Origin of the sequence: Streptomyces sp. NPDC057697, assembly GCF_042799335.1 — a bacterium.
In the GTDB taxonomy this organism is placed as follows: Bacteria; Actinomycetota; Actinomycetes; order Streptomycetales; family Streptomycetaceae; genus Streptomyces.
In genome coordinates this window covers 378,423-395,120 of the sequence record NZ_JBHVJA010000003.1, presented here as the reverse complement: position 1 = coordinate 395,120, position 16,698 = coordinate 378,423, and the positions used below count along the sequence as shown (strand labels likewise).

The window sequence follows — 16,698 nt, the reverse complement described above, 5'->3', positions numbered from 1 at the left end:
CCGGGCCCGGCCATGCTCCCGGGCATGGCCGCCGCCGGGCCGGGTACGCGATCCGTACACCGGCCCGGAAGCGCCGGGCCGTCGAGGAGGCGGAATTCATGGGACTCGGAGGATGCATCATCCTCATCGCAGCCGGGGCGATACTGGCCTTCGCCACCGACTGGAAAATGGACACCGTCAACGTCGACCTGGTCGGCTGGATCATGATGATCGTCGGCATCATCGGGGTCGTCGCCTACGCGAGCATCGCCCGGCGCCGCCGGATGATCGTGCCGCCCAGCACCACCGTCGTATCCGAGGACGAGCGCCGCTACCCCTGACTCGCGGCATCCGACGGACCACGCCGGGCACAACCCGTCGCCCGCTTCACGGCACCCTCGATATCCTGGGACTTTCCCGTGCCCGACCCCGGGCGCATCCCGCCCGGAAGGGAAGCCGCTCGTGGAGTTCCGGCTGCTCGGCACCGTCTCCGTCGACACGTTCACCGGACCGCTGCCGCTCGGCCCCGCCAAGCGCCGCAGCCTGCTCGCCGCGCTGCTGCTGTCCGCCAACACCCCCGTCTCGATCGCCAGACTGACGGACTCCCTCTGGGACGACACCCCGCCGCTGCACGCCCGCAGCGTCATCCAGGGCCATGTGTCCCGGCTGCGCGCCCTGCTGGTGGGCGCGGACGCGGAGGCGTACGGGGTGGAGCTGGTCACGCTCGGCGACGCGTATGTGCTGCGGCTGCCGGAGACCCTGCTGGACGCGCAGCGCTTCGAGGAGCTGCTGACGCTGGCCCGGGGGCAGCGCAGTCCGGCCGACGCGGTGCTGATGCTCAAGGAGGCCCTGTCCCTGTGGCAGGGCCCGGCGCTCAGCGGCGCCTTCACCGGGCGACCGCTCCAGGCCGCCGCGCATTCGCTGGAGGAGTCGCGGCTGGCGACGGTCGAGCAGCTGGCGCGCGCCTACGCGGCGCTGGGCGAGCACAACCGGGCGGCGGCGGTGCTGCGGGCGGAGGCCGTCGCGCACCCGATGCGGGAGTCGCTGGCGGCGGCCCTGATGACGGCGCTGTACCGGGCGGGGCGCCAGTCGGAGGCGCTGGACTGGTTCCACCGCACCCGGCGGCTGCTCGCCGACGAGCTGGGGATCGACCCGGGCCATGAACTCGCCGACGCCTACGCGCTGATCCTGCGCGGCGACCCCGGACCGGACGGCGGACGCGAGGCCGGACGGAACGCGCCCGAAGGGCGCAGCGCGCCGGACCGCGGCCCGGCCCGCCCGAGCGGCGGCGACGGCTCCGACGCCTCCGCCCACGGCACCGAGCGACCGGCCGGCGCGGACGGCGGAGCCGCGGCGCAGCCGCCCGGCCCGTCCGGCGCCACGGGCGGCGCCCCCGCTCCGGCACCGCCCCGCCCGATCCCCGTGCCGTCCCTCGGGGGCGAGCCGCACCCCGCCGATCTGCTGCCCCGCGCCCCGCGCGGCTTCCAGGGACGGAGCGCCGAGCTGGCCGCGCTCACCCGGGCCGCGGCGGGCGAGGCGCCCGTCTGCCTGGTCACCGGCCCGGCCGGGGTCGGCAAGACCGCGCTGGCCCTCCAGTGGGCGCACCGCAACGCGGCCGCCTTCCCCGACGGGCGGCTCTTCGCCGATCTGCGCGGGTTCAGCGACACCGGTGAGCCCTCGCTCGTCGAGGTGCTGCGCGAATTCCTGCTGGCGCTGGGCGTCGCGCCGCGCCGCGTCCCGGAGTCCGCCGCGGCCGCGGCGGCGCTCTTCCGGTCCCTGACCGACCGGCGCCGCCTGCTGGTCGTGCTCGACAACGCCCGCCACTCCGCCACCGTCCGGCCGCTGCTGCCGGGCGGCACCGACTGCGTCACGCTGGTCACCAGCAGGCACCGGCTGGAGGGCCTGATCGCCTCGGACGCGGCCCGTCCCGTGCCGCTCGACATACTCGAACCGTCGGACAGCACGGCCCTGCTGGCCGGGGTGCTGGGCGAGGACCGGGTGCTCGCCGAACCGGTCGCGGCCCGTCGGCTCGCCGAGCTCTGCGGCGGACTGCCGCTCGCCCTCCGGGTCACCGCGGCCCGGCTGGCCGGGCGTCCGGGCTGGACGCTGGCCGGTCTCGCCGACGAGCTGGCCGACGAACGCAGCCGGCTGACCTACCTCGACGTGGACGACACCGGTGTCTCGGCCGCGCTGCGGCTGACCGTCCAGCAGCTGCCGCAGGACGCCGTCCACCAGCTCGCCCGGCTCGGCCACCACCCCGGCAGCCACTTCGACCCGCACACGGCGGCCGCCCTCGCGGGCACCGACCCGGTCGTCGCCACGGCGGCGCTGGAGCGGCTCGCCGCCGCCCATCTCGTCACCGAGGCGGCGCCCGGCCGCTGGGTGCTGCACGACCTGGTGCGCCTGTACGCCCGTGGCATGGACCCGGAGGGCGGGCGCGTCGCGCTCACCGGGGTCCTCGACCACTACATCGCCACCGCGCTCGCCGCCGCCGACACGGCCGAGCCGGGCGGCGAGCCCTGCTTCGTCCTGCCGGAGGGCTACCGCCGCCCGGCCGCCGTGCGGGACTTCGTGGACCGGCCGACGGCGATGAACTGGCTGGCCGCCGAACGCGACGACCTGGCGCTGGCGGCGGACGCCGCACGAACCGCCGGTCTCCACGACCGGGCCTGGCGGATCATCCTGCTCCAGTGGCCGCAGGTGGTGTGGCGGGTGCGGGACAACTGGTCCCCGCTGCTGGAGCTGGCGCTGGACTCCGCCCGCGCCCTCGACGACGCGTACGCCGAGTCCAGGGTGCTCAATCTGCTGGGCTGGGTGCTGACCGAGGAGGGCAGGGCCGCCGAGGCCATCGCCCTGCTGGAGCGCTCGCCCGCGCTGGCCCGGCAGGCCGGTGACCGGCTCGGCGAGGCGACCGCGCTGATCAACCTCGCCGTCGTCCACGCCGAACAGGGGGAGCTGGACACGGCCCTGGAGGACTGCGGGCGCGCGGTCGGCCTGGCCCGCGAGGAGAAGGACGCGCACACCGAGATGCTGGCGCTCCAGCACCTCGCCCGGATGCAGCTGACCGCGAACCGGCCGCACGAGGCCCTCGCCTCCGTACGGACCGCGCTCGACCTGGGACCCGAGCACGAGGAGGTCGCCCGCCGGGTGCTGCTGCTGACCACCAGCGGCGAGGCCCGGCTCTCGCTCGGCGAGGAGAACGACGGGATCGAGCTGCTGGACCGGGCGGCCGGAGAGGCGGAGCGCGCCGGCTACGACGAGGGCGCGGTCCGGGCCCTCCAGGCCCTGCTGCGGGTGACGGCCGAGCCGGAGTACCGCAAGCGGTACGAGGAAGCGGTCCGCCGGCTCACCGACGACGGGTGAACCCTCCCGGACGCGGGCCGCGCGCCCGGGGTCCGGCCCTACGCCTGCTCGTCCATGCCCGCCAGCACCAGCGGAAGCCGGGCCGCCCCGTCCGGGTCCACCCGGACGGGGACGCCCCAGTCCTGCTGGTGGACATGGCAGGCGGGGTACTCGTTCGACGGGTCGTCGTCGCAGGACGCCGCCATCGCCGACACGTGCAGGACGCCCTCCGTGACGCCCTCGGCGAGGACCAGGTCGCGGAAGAGGTCGGTACCGGCGCCCGCGCCCCCGGCCAGCAGCTCCGGCGGGGTCGCCGAGACCAGCAGCCGGGTGGAGGGGCCGTAGCGGGTGTCGAGCTTCTGCCCGGCGGGGGCCTGGAAGACCACGTCGAGCCGGAGCGTGCCCGGTGCGATCGCGGTGGCCGCGCGCCGGGTGCGGTGGGCCCGGTCGGTGACGCGTACGGCCTCCTCGGGGAGCCGGAGCCGGGTCAGCCGGTGGCGGGCGGACTCGACGACGACGAGATCGCCGTCGACCAGCACGGCGTCGCTGGGCTCGCGCAGGTCCGTGGCGAGGGTGGTGACCTCGCCGCCGACGGGGTCGTACCGCCGCAGCGCGTGGTTGTACGTGTCGCAGACGGCGACGGACCCGTCGGGCAGCGCGGTCACGCCCAGCGGGTGCTGGAACAGCGCCTGTCCGGCGGCGCCGTCGCGGTGCCCGAAGTCGAAGAGCCCGGTGCCGACCGCCGTACGGACGGCGAACCCGTCCCCCTCGCGCTCGACGTAGCGCAGGGCGGAGGTCTCCGAGTCGGCGAGCCAGAGCCGCTCCCCGTCCGCGGACACGGCGAGCCCGGACGGCTGGGCGAACCAGGCCTCGTCGGCCTTCCCGTCGACCAGACCCTCGTTGGTCGTGCCCGCCGCGACCCGGACACTGCCCGTCGCGGGGTCGTACGTCCACAGCTGGTGCACGCCCGCCATGGCGATCCACAGCCGGCCGGCGAACCAGGCGATGTCCCAGGGGGAGGACAGGTCGACCTCGCGGGCCGGTCCGGACGTCGGTGAGCCCTGCCACCACTGGCGGCCGGTACCGGCGAGCGTCGTGACCGCCCCGGTCACGGGGTCCAGGGCACGGACGGCGTGGTTGACCGTGTCGGCGACGGCGATCCGCCCGTCCGGCAGCACGGCGAGGCCCTGGGGCTCGGAGAACCGCGCCTCGTCGGGCCCGCCGTCGGCGAACCCCCGGTCGCCCGTGCCGATGTGGCGGCGGACCGTCTCGCCGTCCGGACCGAGCTCGACCAGCCGGTGGCGGGTGGTGTCGGAGACCAGGAAGCCGCCCTCGGGCAGGAGCAGCGCCTTGCCGGGGAAGCGCAGATGCGTGGCGACCGGTTCGGGCGCGACATAGGGTCCGTCGCCGCGGCGCAGCGTGCCCTTCGCCGCGTGCTCGGCCTCCAGCTCCTCGACCAGCTTCTCGATGGCGTGGGCATGGCCCTCGCCGGCGTGCTGGGCGACGACATAGCCCTCGGGGTCGATGACGACGAGCGTGGGCCAGGCCCGCACCGCGTACTGCTTCCAGGTCGCCAGTTCCGGATCGTCGAGGACCGGGTGGTGCACCCCGTACCGCTCGACGGCGTCGACGACGGCCTGGTGCTCGGCCTCGTGGACGAACTTCGGCGAGTGCACCCCGATGATCACCAGGGTGTCGCGGTGCTTCTCCTCCAGCTCGCGCAGCTCATCGAGGACATGCAGACAGTTCACACAGCAGAAGGTCCAGAAATCCAGGACCACAATGCGTCCCCGCAGGTCAGCGAGGGTGTACTGCTGGTCGCCTGTGTTGAGCCAGCCGCCCTTGCCGACCAGCTCGGGGGCCCTTACGCGCGCACGTGTTGCCATGCCACCAGTCAACATCACCGTGGCGTCCACGCATTCCGCAGGGACCTCGGGGAACCTGTGAGCCATGAGATTCCAGGTACGCGAACGCCTCTTCGCCATCGGTGACGACTACTGGATCGAGGACGCGGACGGCCGCAAGGTCTTCCTCGTCGACGGCAAGGCCATGCGGGTGCGGGACACCTTCGAGCTGAAGGACGCCCAGGGCCGGATCCTGGTCGAGATCCGACAGAAGCTGCTCAGCCTGCGCGACACGATGCTCATCGAGCGCGACGGCGAACAGCTCGCCAAGATCAAGCGGAAGCGGCTGTCGCTGCTGCGCAACCACTACCGGGTCACGCTGGCCGACGGCACCGAGCTCGATGTCAGCGGCAAGATCCTGGACCGCGAGTTCGCCATCGACTACGACGGGGAACTACTGGCCCAGATCTCCCGGCGCTGGCTGACCGTACGGGACAGCTACGGCATCGACATCGTGCGGGAGGACGCCGATACGGCGCTGCTGATCGCCGTATCGGTCTGCGTCATCGTGCTCGCGGAGAAGGAGCGCGAGGACTGACCCGCCCCGGTTCCGCATGCGCCGGCCCCGGCCCGGTCCCGCCCCGGCCCCGACCCGGTCCTGCGGTTCCGCGGTTTCACGTGAAACGGAGCGGCGGCGCTAGGCCGTGGGCGGGGCCAGTCCCAGGCGCCGGTCCTTGAGGGCCGGGAACTGCTCGCGGGTCGCCGCCACCTTCGCCGGGTCGAACTCCACGTCGAGCACCTCCTCGTCCGCGCCCGCCTCCGCGAGCACCTCGCCCCACGGGTCGACGACGATGCTGTGCCCGGCCTGCTGGATTCCGGCGTGGGTGCCTGCGGTGCCGACGGCCAGGACGTACGACTGGTTCTCGACGGCGCGGGCACGGGCCAGCAGCGTCCAGTGGCCGCGGCGCCGCTCGGGCCATCCGGCCGCGACCACCAGCGTCCCGGCGCCGGCGTCGACCAGGCCGCGGAACATCTCCGGGAAGCGCAGGTCGTAGCAGGTGGCGAGGCCGATCGTGGACCACGGCAGGGCGACCGTGACCAGTTCCTCCCCGGCGCCCATCATGACCGCCTCGCCCTGGTCGAAGCCGAAGCGGTGGATCTTGCGGTACGCGGCGGCCCGTTCGCCCTCGGGCGTGAAGACCAGCGAGGTGTTGTAGAGCGTGCCGTCCGGGGCGCGCTCGACGAAGGAGCCCGCGTGCAGCCAGACCCCGGCCTCGGCGGCGGCCTTCGCCATGATCTCGTGGGTGGGTCCCTGGAGCGGTTCGGCCTCGTTCTCGAAGTCGTTGTACGCGAAGGCGCCGACCGGCCAGAGCTCGGGAAGGACCACCAGATCCGCACCGCGCCGGGCCGCGATCAGCGAAGCCGCACGCTGCCTACGGGCGTTGACGGATTCGTCCGGGTCTACTGCGATCTGGATGAGGGAGGCGCGCACACTACCACCGTCCTGGCATTCGAGCCGTCAACACGGGCCTACGATCGTCACACGAAAGCACTGCCGGGGTGCCTGCTCGCAGCGTAACTTAGCGAACGAACCTCCCACGCAGCCCGCCGCCCGCCGTCCGCGCCCAGCTTCTTCAGCCCATGCACCGCAGAACCGCACGAGGGGTCCCGTGACCGTCCATCCCAGCCTCCAGACCTACGCCGATGCCTGGACCCACTCCATCGAGTCGATAGCCGAGCTGGTGAAGCCGCTCGCCGAGGGAGAGTGGAACCGCCGTACGCCCTGCCCCGCCTGGTCGGTGCGCGACATCGTCTCGCACGTCATCGGCATGGAGTCCGAGCAGCTCGGCGACCCGCGTCCGATCCACACGCTGCCGCGCGACCTGTACCACGTACAGAACGACTTCGCCCGCTACATGGAGATGCAGGTCGATGTGCGGCGCCACCACACCGCACCGGAGATGACCTCCGAGCTGGAGTACACGATCATTCGCCGCGCGCGTCAGCTGCGCAACGAGAGCCGTGCTCCCGAAACCATGGTCCGGGCGCCGCTCGGCGCCGAGCAGACGCTCGAACTGGCGCTACGGATGCGCGCCTTCGACGTCTGGGTCCATGAGCAGGACCTCCGGGCGACGCTGGGCAGGCCCGGCAATCTGGACTCCCCCGGCGCCACGATCGTGCGGGACACCCTGCTGGAGGCGCTGCCGAAGGTGGTCGCCAAGGACGCGGGGGCACCGCCCGGTTCGGCGATCGTGCTCGATGTGCACGGGCCGCTGGAGTTCCTGCGCACCGTCAGGGTCGACGCGGAGGGCCGCGGTTCGGTGGACGGTTCGCCGTCGCTCGGTCCGCTGGTGACACTGGCGATGGACTGGGAGACGTACTTCCTCCTCGCCTGCGGGCGGGTGCGCGCGGGTGCGGTCGCCGAGCGGATCAAGGTCGAGGGCGACGAGGACCTGGCGACGGCGATCCTCCAGAACTTCGCCGTGACGCCGTGACTCCGTGACGCGCGAAGCGTGACGCCGTAGCGGCACGCCGCGGCAACGCCATGACCGGCGGCGCCCGTCGTACGGAAGACGGGCGCGCCGCCGGTTCGGCGCGGAGCACGGTCACACCGGCACGTGCACGGCCTCCACACGGCTGACCACATGGTGGCTCCGCTCGCGGTGCGTGGCCCTGGAGTGCAGCCGCAGGATCTGCACGACGCCGAGCGCCTCCAGTACGAAGACCGAGGCGAACGCGATCCGGTAGTTGTCACCGGTCGCGTCCAGCAGCACACCGACGGCGAACAGCGTGGTCATCGACGCGATGAAGCCGCCCATGTTGACGATGCCCGAGGCGGTGCCCTGGCGCTCCGGCGGATTGGCCGGCCGGGCGAAGTCGAAGCCGATCATCGAGGCCGGACCGCAGGCGCCGAGCACCACGCAGAGCACGATCAGCAGCCACATCGGCGCATGGTCGCCCGGGTAGAAGATGGCCGACGCCCAGAGCAGCGCCGTCACCGTCACCGTGCCGAGGGCCAGCGGGGCGCGCGCCGCGTGGTGGCGGGCGATGATCTGCCCGTAGACCAGCCCGAAGGCCATGTTGGAGAGCACTACCAGGGTCAGCAGCTCCCCGGCGAGGGACCGGCTGAGCCCCTGCGCCTCCACCAGGAACGGCAGCCCCCACAGCAGCAGGAACACCATGGCCGGGAACTGCGTGGTGAAGTGCACCCACATGCCGAGCCGGGTACCGGGCTCCCGCCAGGAGGCGGCGATCTGCTTGCGTACGTAGGCACCGCCCGCGTGTTCCACGGGCGGCGGCTCATGGCCCTCGGGGTGGTCCTTCAGGAAGAGCAGCAGCAGGACGAGGACGACGATCCCGGCGGCGGAGCTGCCGACGAACGTGGTGGTCCAGCCGTATCCGTGCAGGGCGCGCGCGATGAAGAGCGTCGAGACGAGGTTGCCCGCCATCCCGAAGAGCGCAGCGACCTGGCCGATCAGCGGGCCGCGCCGCGCCGGGAACCAGCGGGCACCGAGCCGCAGCACACTGATGAACGTCATCGCGTCGCCGCAGCCGAGCAGCGCCCTGGACGCCAGCGCCATGCCGTACGAGGGGGAGAGCGCGAAGCCGAGCTGTCCGAGGGTGAACAGGACGGCCCCGAGGGTGAGGACCTTCTTGGTGCCGAGCCGGTCGACCATCAGGCCGACGGGTATCTGCATGCCCGCGTAGACGAGCAGCTGGAGTATGGAGAACGTGGAGAGCGCGGAGGCGTTGACGTGGAAGCGGTCGGCGGCGTCCAGCCCGGCGACGCCCAGGCTGGTACGGAAGATGATGGCGACGAAGTAGACCGCGACGCCGATGCCCCAGACCCATACGGCACGCCGTCCGCCGGGGGGATCGCCGGGCAGGGACAGGGTGGGAGCGGCGGCAGAACTCACCGGTCCTCACCCCTGACCAGCACCTTGACCCGGCTGACATGGCGCCGTACGACCTGCGCGGCGCCCTCCGCGTCCCCGGCCCTGATCGCCTCCAGCAGCTCACCGTGCTCGGTGATGTTGGCGGCGATCCTCCCCGGGTGCGCCTCCATCACCGCGACGCCCATCCGCAACTGCCGGTCGCGCAGCTGGTCGTAGAGGCGCGAGAGGATGTCGTTGCCCGCGTTGCGCACGATCTCGGCGTGGAAGCAGCGGTCCTTCACCGACACCTCCGCCAGGTCCCCGGCCTCGGCCAGCCGCCGCTGCTCCTCCAGGAGCCCTTCGAGCCGGCCGATCAGCTGCGCGGAGGCGGGCACGGCCTTGCGGGCCGCGAATTCCTCCACGAGCAGCCGGGTCTCCACCACGTCCGCGATCTCCTGCGCGGAGACGGCGAGGACGAGCGCGCCCTTCTTCGGGTACAGCTTGATCAGCCCCTCGACCTCCAGCCGCAGCAGGGCCTCGCGCACCGGCGTACGGGACACCCCCACGGCCTCGGCGAGATCCCCTTCGGTCAGCAGCGTGCCGCCCTCGTAACGGCGGTCCAGGACCGCCTCCTTGATGTGGGTGTACACACGCTCGGCGGCAGGCGGCTGCTTCACAGCGGCCTTCACGGCAGGCTTCTCGGACGACTTCACGGCGGACTTGGCGGCAGGCTTCACGGCTGGGGGTGCGGCGGCAGGCATGTACACAGCATAGATACAAGATGCGTGCATGGCGAAACCGGTCCGCCATCCGGACGGAGAGCCGGGCCGCCCCGACCCTCCGGACGGAGAGCCGGCGCCACCCCGAACCACCCCGGGCGGCCCGCCCCGCCGCACCCCCGCCCCGTCGATCGCGGCCGGAATCACCCGTAGCCCCGAAATTGCCCCAGGAATCAGCACATCCATCCCCCGCCCTCATGAGTCTCACCACCGAGCGGCACCCTCATGTGGCCGCATTCCAGGGGCATTTGGAGCATTCAAGTTGAAAATCGGCATTAAGGTCATAAGCCGCGCAACCGCCACTGCCACCGTGACCCTGACGGCAGGTGCCGTCATCGCGGGCAGCGCGTTCGCCTCCACCGCGCAGGCCGCCACGCCGGCCACCCCCAAGATCACCGCCGCGGGCGGCTTCACCATGAACAACGGCACCGCGAAGACCCTGTTCTCCAAGGCCGCGGACACCCGTCGTTCCACGGGCTCCACCACCAAGATCATGACCGCGAAGGTGGTGCTGGCGCAGAAGAACCTGAACCTGGACTCCAAGGTCACGGTCCAGAAGGCGTACAGCGACTACATCGTCTCCAAGGGCGCCTCGTCGGCCCGCCTCATCGTGGGCGACAAGGTCACGGTCCGCCAGCTGCTGTACGGCCTCATGCTGCCGTCGGGCTGCGACGCCGCCTACGCCCTGGCCGACAAGTTCGGCTCCGGCTCGACCCGCGCGGCCCGCGTGAAGTCGTTCATCGGCAAGATGAACTCCGAGGCCAAGTCCCTCGGGCTGAAGAACACCCACTTCGACTCGTTCGACGGCATAGGGAACGGCTCGAACTACTCGACCCCGCGCGATCTGACGAAGCTCGCCAGCAGCGCGATGAAGAACTCCACCTTCCGCACGGTCGTCAAGACCAAGTCGACCAAGCAGAAGGTCACCACGAAGTCCGGCGGCTACCGCTACATGACGTGGTCCAACACCAACAACATGCTGAGCAGCTACAGCGGCGCCATCGGCATCAAGACCGGCTCCGGCCCGACGGCCAAGTACTGCCTGGTCTTCGCCGCGACCCGCGGCAGCAAGACGATCGTCGGCACGGTGCTCGCCTCCACGAACGCGACCAACCGCACCGCGGACATGAAGAAGATCATGGACTACTCCTTCAAGAAGTAGCCCACTCGCTTCACGGCGACACACACGAAGAGGGGGCCCGCGTCACGCGGGCCCCCTCTTGCCGTACCAAAGAACGCTCAGTCGAGGCAGAACTCATTGCCTTCGATGTCCCGCATATTGATGCACGACTCGTTCTCCTCGTCGGCGTACAGCACGTTGTCGCACACCGCCCCGAGAGCCACCAGCCGATCGCGCTCGGCCTCCAGCACGGCCAGCCGCTCCGCACCCACGAGCCCGGTACCGGCCCGCACGTCGATGTGCACCCTGTTCTTGGCGACCTTGCCTTCGGGGACGCGCTGGAAGTACAGACGCGGGCCCTCACCCGTGGGATCGGAGCACGCGAACCACGCACCCCGCTCCTCGGCCGGCAGGGATTCGTTGTAGGCGTCCCAGGAGTCGAACCCCTCCGGCGGCGAAGGCGCGACGTACCCCAGCACCTCGCACCAGAAACGGGCGACGCGCTCCGGATCCGCGCAGTCGAAGGTGATCTGGATCTTCCTCAGCGATGCCATTCGGCCACCCTAACAGCGGGCCTTCTCCGGCCAATTTCTTTTACTGACAGCCCCGTTGACCAGCGAACGAAAGGCATCGGCTCCGAGGCGCTGCCGGAACTCCGGACCCGGCGGCGGGGCGCCCGCCGTGGGACTGCGGGGGGGACGGACCCGGTCGCCGTGCGGCGACCCGCGCAGAAAGCTACGTGAGGGCCGAGCCGGGCAGGCCGTCCACCGGGCCGACCCTCCGCAGATGCCGCGCCCAGGGCGGCATCCAGCCACCCACCTCGGCCATTACCTCCAAGCGCGTGCGATAGGCGGCGACATCCGGTCCGGTGCTGTCGAACCAGTGGGTGACGGACCGCCAGGCCGGTCGCGCCGGTTCCCCCTCGGTGATCAGCCATACTGGCGGATCCGGATGGCCGAGGTCGGCGCCGTCGACGACATGGAACGCGTACGCCTGGTGCATGACCAGCACCAGCAGCCCGGCGGGGTCCCGGACCACACCGCCGTCCTGTGCCAGGGCCGCCCGCGCGTACCGCTTGGCCTCGGCGCCGATCTCGTCCACGCCGAAGGAACTGCCGGCCTGCCACAGCCCGTGGTCCACACCGATCAGGCGCAACACCTCGCGTACGGCCGCGGGCACCGCCGTGACACCTTGGGCGGCGGCATACGCCTCCACCTGCTCATCCGTGGCACCCGTCACCGACTCCGGCGCCAGCCCGTCAGCGATGACCTGGTCGAAGACCGCCCGGACCGCCGCCACGGCCTCCTGGTCGTGACTGTCCACGCCGGACTTCCTCACCTGAACACCTCGCAGCCGGGGCGCTCAGTCCGACGACCGGACCAGCCCGGCCCGGAAGGCGTCCCAGGCGGCGGGGCCGAGGATCAGGACGGGGCCAGCAGGGATCTTCGAGTCTCGGACAGCGACCGAGTCCGGGATGTTTCGGGCTACTTCGACGCACTCCTGGCCCGCGTTGCCTCCGCTGTAGGTGGACTTGACGAACTTGTAACCGGGCACGCGGTCTACAGCTCCCTGAGGATGTTGTTGATGAGCTTTATCGAGGTGTGTTGCGCAAGCCCCAGGCGCGAGATGCGGTCGAAGAGTCTGCCGTGGCGCTCAGCGTCAGTATCGCTCTCCAGCCAGAGAGTGGTCGAGGTCGTATCCATGTGAACCACGTCCAGAGCGCCCGGCTCAGCGAAGGACACGATGGTGAAGGCACTCGTCATGCCGGGGTGAGCCCCCGCAATGTACGGCATCACTTGAAGCTTTACGTTCGGCTGCCGAGCCACTTCCAGAAGCCTGCCGAGCTGTTCCTTCATCACCTCGCGCCCACCCACCAGCTGGCGCAGGGCGCCCTCGTGCACAACCGCCCGCAGTTCGAGCGGCCGGTCGCCGCTCAATCGAGCCTGCCTCGTCATCCGGGATTCGACGAAGGGTTCAATCTCATCGGGATCGTCCCAGGACCCGTTTCCCACGGCGAGCGCCCTGGCATAGTCCGCGGTCTGCAACAGTCCGGGCACGATGGCGACTTGCCAGGTACGGAGACTGGTGGCGATGTCTTCCAAAGCCACGTACTCGGCCATGGACTGAAGTCCCGGGTACTGGTTCCACCAACCGCTCGCCTTCCGACGCTCGCGGTCAGCCTTGGCAAGAGCCAGCAGCCTGTCGACGAAACCGGCGTCGGTTTCGCCGTAGAGGTGGCACAGAGCCCTGATGTCGGGGTCCCGTATCGGCACAAGGCCCCGCTCGATCTTCGCCACCTTGGCGACGGACGCCGTCAGCGCATTCGCTGCGTGCGATTGCCGCAGAGAACGGGCCTCACGCATGCGCAGCAGCTCACCGCCGAGACGGCGCCCAAGCACAGTCGAGACGGTCCGGCCCCGATCGGGGCTGTTACCTGCCATGTCGCATCCCTCCGCCGAGTGGCCCAAGTCTGGGACTCATTCTTCTCGAACACCAACTAGGGCAGAGAACTTTCTGCCCGAAGTTATTGCTGCGAACGCGATTACACCGCTACCTTCGGTGTCGAGCCGCTCACGCAGCGGAGCCCGCACAGGCGGAAGTGCACCGCCCTGCCCTGCACCGGAACCGAACCCAGTCCCGGCGCCCCGCAGGCGCGGCATCGCCACCGCCCGCACCCACGGAGGCACGCGTCATGACCGCAGCCGAACAGATCTCCGTCCCCGATCCCGTCCTCCGTGAGGACCGGATCGATTTCGCCCCGACCGCCGACAGAGTCTCCTTCTCCCGGCGTCGTGCCGCTCGGCTCGTTCGGGAGTGGGGGTTTCCGGGGCTGGCCGGCGACGCGGCCCTGCTGGTCAGCGAGTTGGCGACCAACGCACTACTGCACGGGGCCATCCGGGGACGGCTCTTCCGCGTTCATCTCACGCTCACCGCGACCGCGCTCCGGATCGCGGTCAGCGACCCACGTGGCGAACGGCTGCCGGACCTCCGCGAGGCGACCGCCGACGAGTGCTACGGCCGGGGCCTCCTGATCGTCACGCGGATCGCGGACCACTGGGGCGTCGAGCCGCGCACCGTCGGCAAGACCGTGTTCGCCGAACTCACCCTGAGGCAGCGGCCGGACACGCCGATGGGCCCGCGCGAACTTCGCGCGGGCCCATCTCGTGACTGAGTGGACCTACCGCAACGGGCACTCCAGTCCCGGCATGGCCAGATTCGAGGAACAACAGACCAGAGCCAGGGACAGGAACGCAGGCCGCTCCAGATAGAACCCGTGTGACACATCTCCACCCCAACCGATCCGGTCAGAGGCGGAATTGACCAGTATCGCCATGCGCGCACCCTCGCGTTCCGACTCGGAGACAAACCGGGGCGCGTGCTCGGCAAGTCGTTCCCCGAACCATTCCGCCGCTTCCTTCGGCCGTCCCCAGGTTCCGCGCACCAACTTCCTGGGCTTGATCAGCCAGTACGCCGTTTCGAGCGGCGGGAGGTCCACGACGGGAAACTCCGTCGTCACTTCCTTGTACCGCTGAGCCAGCTCCGGCTTGCCGTCCGCCGAGGGCGGATCAGGATAGGGAGGCCGCCTCAGGGCCTCATCGTCGAAGCGCTGCTTGGCTCCAGTCCATGCGTAGCCGTGATAGTGCAACTGATCCTCCTTTCGTGGGCAGTTGAAGGCGACCTCTGCTCTTCCGGGCGAGCAGAGATCGCCGGCCAGCAGGGCAGGCCGCTCAAGCCGAGATGGTGAAGCGGGCCGGGTCCACGCCGGCCGCATTCAGTTCGTCGGTGGTGAACCTCAGCGGCTCCGCACCGGGCCGCTTGCTGTCGCCCAGTGCCCACGCGTCGGGGCCGATCTTCGCCAGCATGGCGCAGGACTCTCCGTCCGGATGCGTGTTGCCCCCGCACGCCTTGAGGAACGCGACCCCCTCGACGGGCAGGCTGTACAGGTCTGTTTCGGACATGGGTGTGCCTTTCTGCGCGATCAACAACGGGTAGACATGCCGGGCACCTTCCGCCTGTAACTCTTCGGCTCGGCCGGCATGGATAAATCATCGGACTACCGATGATTCATCTCTAGCTTTATTCGTGTTACCGAATAAAAATCACTGCCGGAATGACCAGGCCCACTTGGACAGTAGCGCTCGCGCGTCTTCCCCGAAGAGGGCATGTGTCTCATAACCAGAAAACCGGTTGAGGAGTGAATGAACATCTTTGGGATTACGAAAGACGGCCGCGCCAAGGTCCGTCTCAATGGTTGCCAAGCGGTCATCGTAAACAGTGAACGTACTGAGCGGAGCGTTGCTGAACTTTACCCGCATGGGCAGGACACCAACACGGATATTTGCCTGTAGCGCGAGCGAGGCCAGCCGGTCGATCTGTATGGCCATCGCGTCCATCGGCAGCAGTGGATATCTGACAGCTTGCTCGGTGAGGAGAAACGTGAAGCGCTTGGCTCGGTCGAACAGTACGGACTGCCGGTCCAGCTTCATGCCGATCGCCTTGGCCTGTTGCGTCGGCGGAGCGTGGGCAATGCTCTCCCTGATGTACTCCGGCGTCGCCAGCAGGCCTGTGTTCATGGACAACAGGAAGTACCGGAACTCACTGGTCGCAGCCTCCAGTCCGGCCAGTTCAAGTTGCTTCTTGTCCAGTCCCTTTCGATGCAGAGCTTTCCGGTCCTGCCATTCCGTCTGGGCTATGCGAGCCATGGCCATCACTTCAGCTGCAACGACCGGGGAAGCTCCAATTCCCCTCAGGATCTGCTCAACATCCACCAAAGACGGCCGGATCTTGTTCCCCTCGATCCTGCTGATTTTGGACTGAGAAATGTTGCAACGCACAGCAAGCCGGACTCCCGAGAGTCCGGCTTGCTTGCGCAGTTGCTTGAGCATGGCCGCCAGTTCCAGACCGGACTGGTCAAGCCGGTCGGGCTCGAAGGCCACCGTTCACGTACTCCTCGAAAGGGACCGACTCGGCTGTCGCGACGCGCTGGTACTCGATGAACGAGGAAACATCACCCTCGAACAACTCACGGCTGATCTGCCTCCCGTCCGCCTCGTAGTTCATGAGGACGACTTCTGCCTGGTCGAAAAGCCAGAAGTCCTGAACCTTGTCGAGGGGATTGGCCCGGTTCGTCACGTCAAGAATCCGAATGTCATCCCCCACCCGACTGTGCACCTCGTAGTAGCGGGCGAACTCGAATCGCAGGTAGTCGGAAAGCGGCTGCGTGACGATATGCACCCGCCCGTTTCGCTTCCCCTCGGCACGCTGACGGGAGACGCGTTCCGTGTACGGGGAAGTCGAGTACGGGGCGATCGGCCGCCCCTCACGGAAGGCCGCGAACTCTTCTGCCTCGTGCGCCACGAGGTACTGCGGCAAGGTCTCAAGCCGCCACGCTTCTCGTCTGATCTGCGCGAACCGTCGACGCCATTCGTCACCGTCCAAGAGCACGTACGGCCTCCTTCAACACGTCTTCCGGAATCTCCACCAGAGCCTCTCCGGACGGCGGCGCGAACGCCTCGGAGACGATTCCCTGAACGACCAGCGTGCCGCTCGGCGTCCGGTAGACGTTCGGTCAGTCCTCGTCGCCACAGGTGCCGTTCCCGTTACCTGTGAGCCGGGTCAGTTCCTCGCGTGCCATAGCTGTCGAGCCCCCTTGCCCTGGCCCCCTGCGGGCCGGTCATCACGACGCTACGGCGGGGGCATAAGGGACGTCTACGCACGGACGCACCTTATGCGCGTACTCGCATAAAGATCACGTCGGA

Annotated in this window: 18 protein-coding genes and 1 pseudogene; 6 read left to right on the top strand and 13 right to left on the bottom strand. The window is 69.9% G+C overall.

Going from position 1 to position 16,698, the window contains the following annotated elements:
* The first annotated feature begins 98 nt into the window (after positions 1 to 98).
* Complete coding sequence (locus ACFVFH_RS11585) at positions 99 to 320, top strand: DUF6458 family protein (RefSeq protein WP_383766080.1); 222 nt, start codon at positions 99 to 101, stop codon at positions 318 to 320.
* 121 nt (positions 321 to 441) lie between these two features.
* On the top strand, positions 442 to 3,342 hold the full coding sequence (locus ACFVFH_RS11580; RefSeq protein WP_383766078.1) for a BTAD domain-containing putative transcriptional regulator: 2,901 nt from the start codon (positions 442 to 444) through the stop codon (positions 3,340 to 3,342).
* A 38-nt stretch (positions 3,343 to 3,380) separates the two neighbouring features.
* On the opposite strand, the gene ACFVFH_RS11575 is transcribed toward ACFVFH_RS11580, so the two are convergent.
* Positions 3,381 to 5,207, bottom strand: a complete 1,827-nt coding sequence (locus tag ACFVFH_RS11575) for an NHL domain-containing thioredoxin family protein (RefSeq protein WP_383766076.1) — start codon at positions 5,205 to 5,207, stop codon at positions 3,381 to 3,383.
* A gap of 64 nt (positions 5,208 to 5,271) precedes the next feature.
* Here ACFVFH_RS11575 and ACFVFH_RS11570 point away from each other — a divergent pair, with 64 nt between their 5' ends.
* Positions 5,272 to 5,763, top strand: a complete 492-nt coding sequence (locus tag ACFVFH_RS11570) for an LURP-one-related/scramblase family protein (RefSeq protein WP_383766075.1) — start codon at positions 5,272 to 5,274, stop codon at positions 5,761 to 5,763.
* Between the two features lie 99 nt (positions 5,764 to 5,862).
* Here the strand turns inward: ACFVFH_RS11570 and ACFVFH_RS11565 are convergent, their stop codons facing one another.
* On the bottom strand, positions 5,863 to 6,657 hold the full coding sequence (locus ACFVFH_RS11565) for a carbon-nitrogen family hydrolase (protein WP_383766073.1): 795 nt from the start codon (positions 6,655 to 6,657) through the stop codon (positions 5,863 to 5,865).
* Between the two features lie 178 nt (positions 6,658 to 6,835).
* On the opposite strand from ACFVFH_RS11565, the gene ACFVFH_RS11560 reads away from it, so the two are divergent.
* On the top strand, positions 6,836 to 7,660 hold the full coding sequence (locus ACFVFH_RS11560; protein WP_383766071.1) for a maleylpyruvate isomerase family mycothiol-dependent enzyme: 825 nt from the start codon (positions 6,836 to 6,838) through the stop codon (positions 7,658 to 7,660).
* A 111-nt stretch (positions 7,661 to 7,771) separates the two neighbouring features.
* On the opposite strand, the gene ACFVFH_RS11555 is transcribed toward ACFVFH_RS11560, so the two are convergent.
* Together ACFVFH_RS11555 and ACFVFH_RS11550 are read right to left on the bottom strand one after the other, a co-directional pair.
* Positions 7,772 to 9,082: a nitrate/nitrite transporter gene (locus ACFVFH_RS11555; RefSeq protein WP_383766070.1), complete on the bottom strand. Its 1,311-nt coding sequence runs from the start codon at positions 9,080 to 9,082 to the stop codon at positions 7,772 to 7,774.
* Positions 9,079 to 9,801, bottom strand: a complete 723-nt coding sequence (locus ACFVFH_RS11550) for a GntR family transcriptional regulator (protein ID WP_383766068.1) — start codon at positions 9,799 to 9,801, stop codon at positions 9,079 to 9,081. Before ACFVFH_RS11550 ends, ACFVFH_RS11555 begins: the two co-directional genes overlap by 4 nt.
* Positions 9,802 to 10,081: 280 nt before the next feature.
* Here ACFVFH_RS11550 and ACFVFH_RS11545 point away from each other — a divergent pair, with 280 nt between their 5' ends.
* Positions 10,082 to 10,981: a D-alanyl-D-alanine carboxypeptidase family protein gene (locus tag ACFVFH_RS11545; protein ID WP_383766066.1), complete on the top strand. Its 900-nt coding sequence runs from the start codon at positions 10,082 to 10,084 to the stop codon at positions 10,979 to 10,981.
* Between the two features lie 77 nt (positions 10,982 to 11,058).
* On the opposite strand, the gene ACFVFH_RS11540 is transcribed toward ACFVFH_RS11545, so the two are convergent.
* The 4 genes from ACFVFH_RS11540 to ACFVFH_RS11525 form a co-directional block, all read right to left on the bottom strand.
* Positions 11,059 to 11,493: a VOC family protein gene (locus ACFVFH_RS11540; protein ID WP_383766064.1), complete on the bottom strand. Its 435-nt coding sequence runs from the start codon at positions 11,491 to 11,493 to the stop codon at positions 11,059 to 11,061.
* 181 nt (positions 11,494 to 11,674) lie between these two features.
* Entirely contained in the window at positions 11,675 to 12,262 is a 588-nt protein-coding gene (locus tag ACFVFH_RS11535) for a hypothetical protein (protein WP_383766063.1), read from the bottom strand.
* Between the two features lie 39 nt (positions 12,263 to 12,301).
* Positions 12,302 to 12,493 (bottom strand): DUF397 domain-containing protein, encoded by a 192-nt coding sequence (locus tag ACFVFH_RS11530; RefSeq protein ID WP_383766061.1) that lies wholly within the window; start codon positions 12,491 to 12,493, stop codon positions 12,302 to 12,304.
* 5 nt (positions 12,494 to 12,498) lie between these two features.
* On the bottom strand, positions 12,499 to 13,380 hold the full coding sequence (locus ACFVFH_RS11525) for a helix-turn-helix domain-containing protein (RefSeq protein WP_383766060.1): 882 nt from the start codon (positions 13,378 to 13,380) through the stop codon (positions 12,499 to 12,501).
* Between the two features lie 251 nt (positions 13,381 to 13,631).
* Between ACFVFH_RS11525 and ACFVFH_RS11520 the strand changes: the two genes are divergently transcribed.
* Positions 13,632 to 14,111: an ATP-binding protein gene (locus ACFVFH_RS11520; RefSeq protein ID WP_383766058.1), complete on the top strand. Its 480-nt coding sequence runs from the start codon at positions 13,632 to 13,634 to the stop codon at positions 14,109 to 14,111.
* A 6-nt stretch (positions 14,112 to 14,117) separates the two neighbouring features.
* Here ACFVFH_RS11520 and ACFVFH_RS11515 read toward each other — a convergent pair whose 3' ends face one another.
* The 5 genes and pseudogenes from ACFVFH_RS11515 to ACFVFH_RS11495 form a co-directional block, all read right to left on the bottom strand.
* Entirely contained in the window at positions 14,118 to 14,585 is a 468-nt protein-coding gene (locus ACFVFH_RS11515) for a hypothetical protein (protein ID WP_383766056.1), read from the bottom strand.
* A gap of 82 nt (positions 14,586 to 14,667) precedes the next feature.
* Positions 14,668 to 14,898 carry a DUF397 domain-containing protein gene (locus ACFVFH_RS11510; protein WP_383766055.1) on the bottom strand — a complete coding sequence of 77 codons (231 nt, stop codon included), beginning with the start codon at positions 14,896 to 14,898 and terminating at the stop codon, positions 14,668 to 14,670.
* Between the two features lie 141 nt (positions 14,899 to 15,039).
* Entirely contained in the window at positions 15,040 to 15,876 is an 837-nt protein-coding gene (locus ACFVFH_RS11505) for a Scr1 family TA system antitoxin-like transcriptional regulator (RefSeq protein ID WP_383766054.1), read from the bottom strand.
* Positions 15,851 to 16,384 carry a DUF6879 family protein gene (locus ACFVFH_RS11500; RefSeq protein WP_383766053.1) on the bottom strand — a complete coding sequence of 178 codons (534 nt, stop codon included), beginning with the start codon at positions 16,382 to 16,384 and terminating at the stop codon, positions 15,851 to 15,853. The genes ACFVFH_RS11505 and ACFVFH_RS11500 overlap by 26 nt, the downstream gene beginning before the upstream one ends.
* Positions 16,368 to 16,574: pseudogene (locus ACFVFH_RS11495) on the bottom strand (hypothetical protein). Before ACFVFH_RS11495 ends, ACFVFH_RS11500 begins: the two are co-directional and overlap by 17 nt.
* Positions 16,575 to 16,698: the final 124 nt, after the last annotated feature.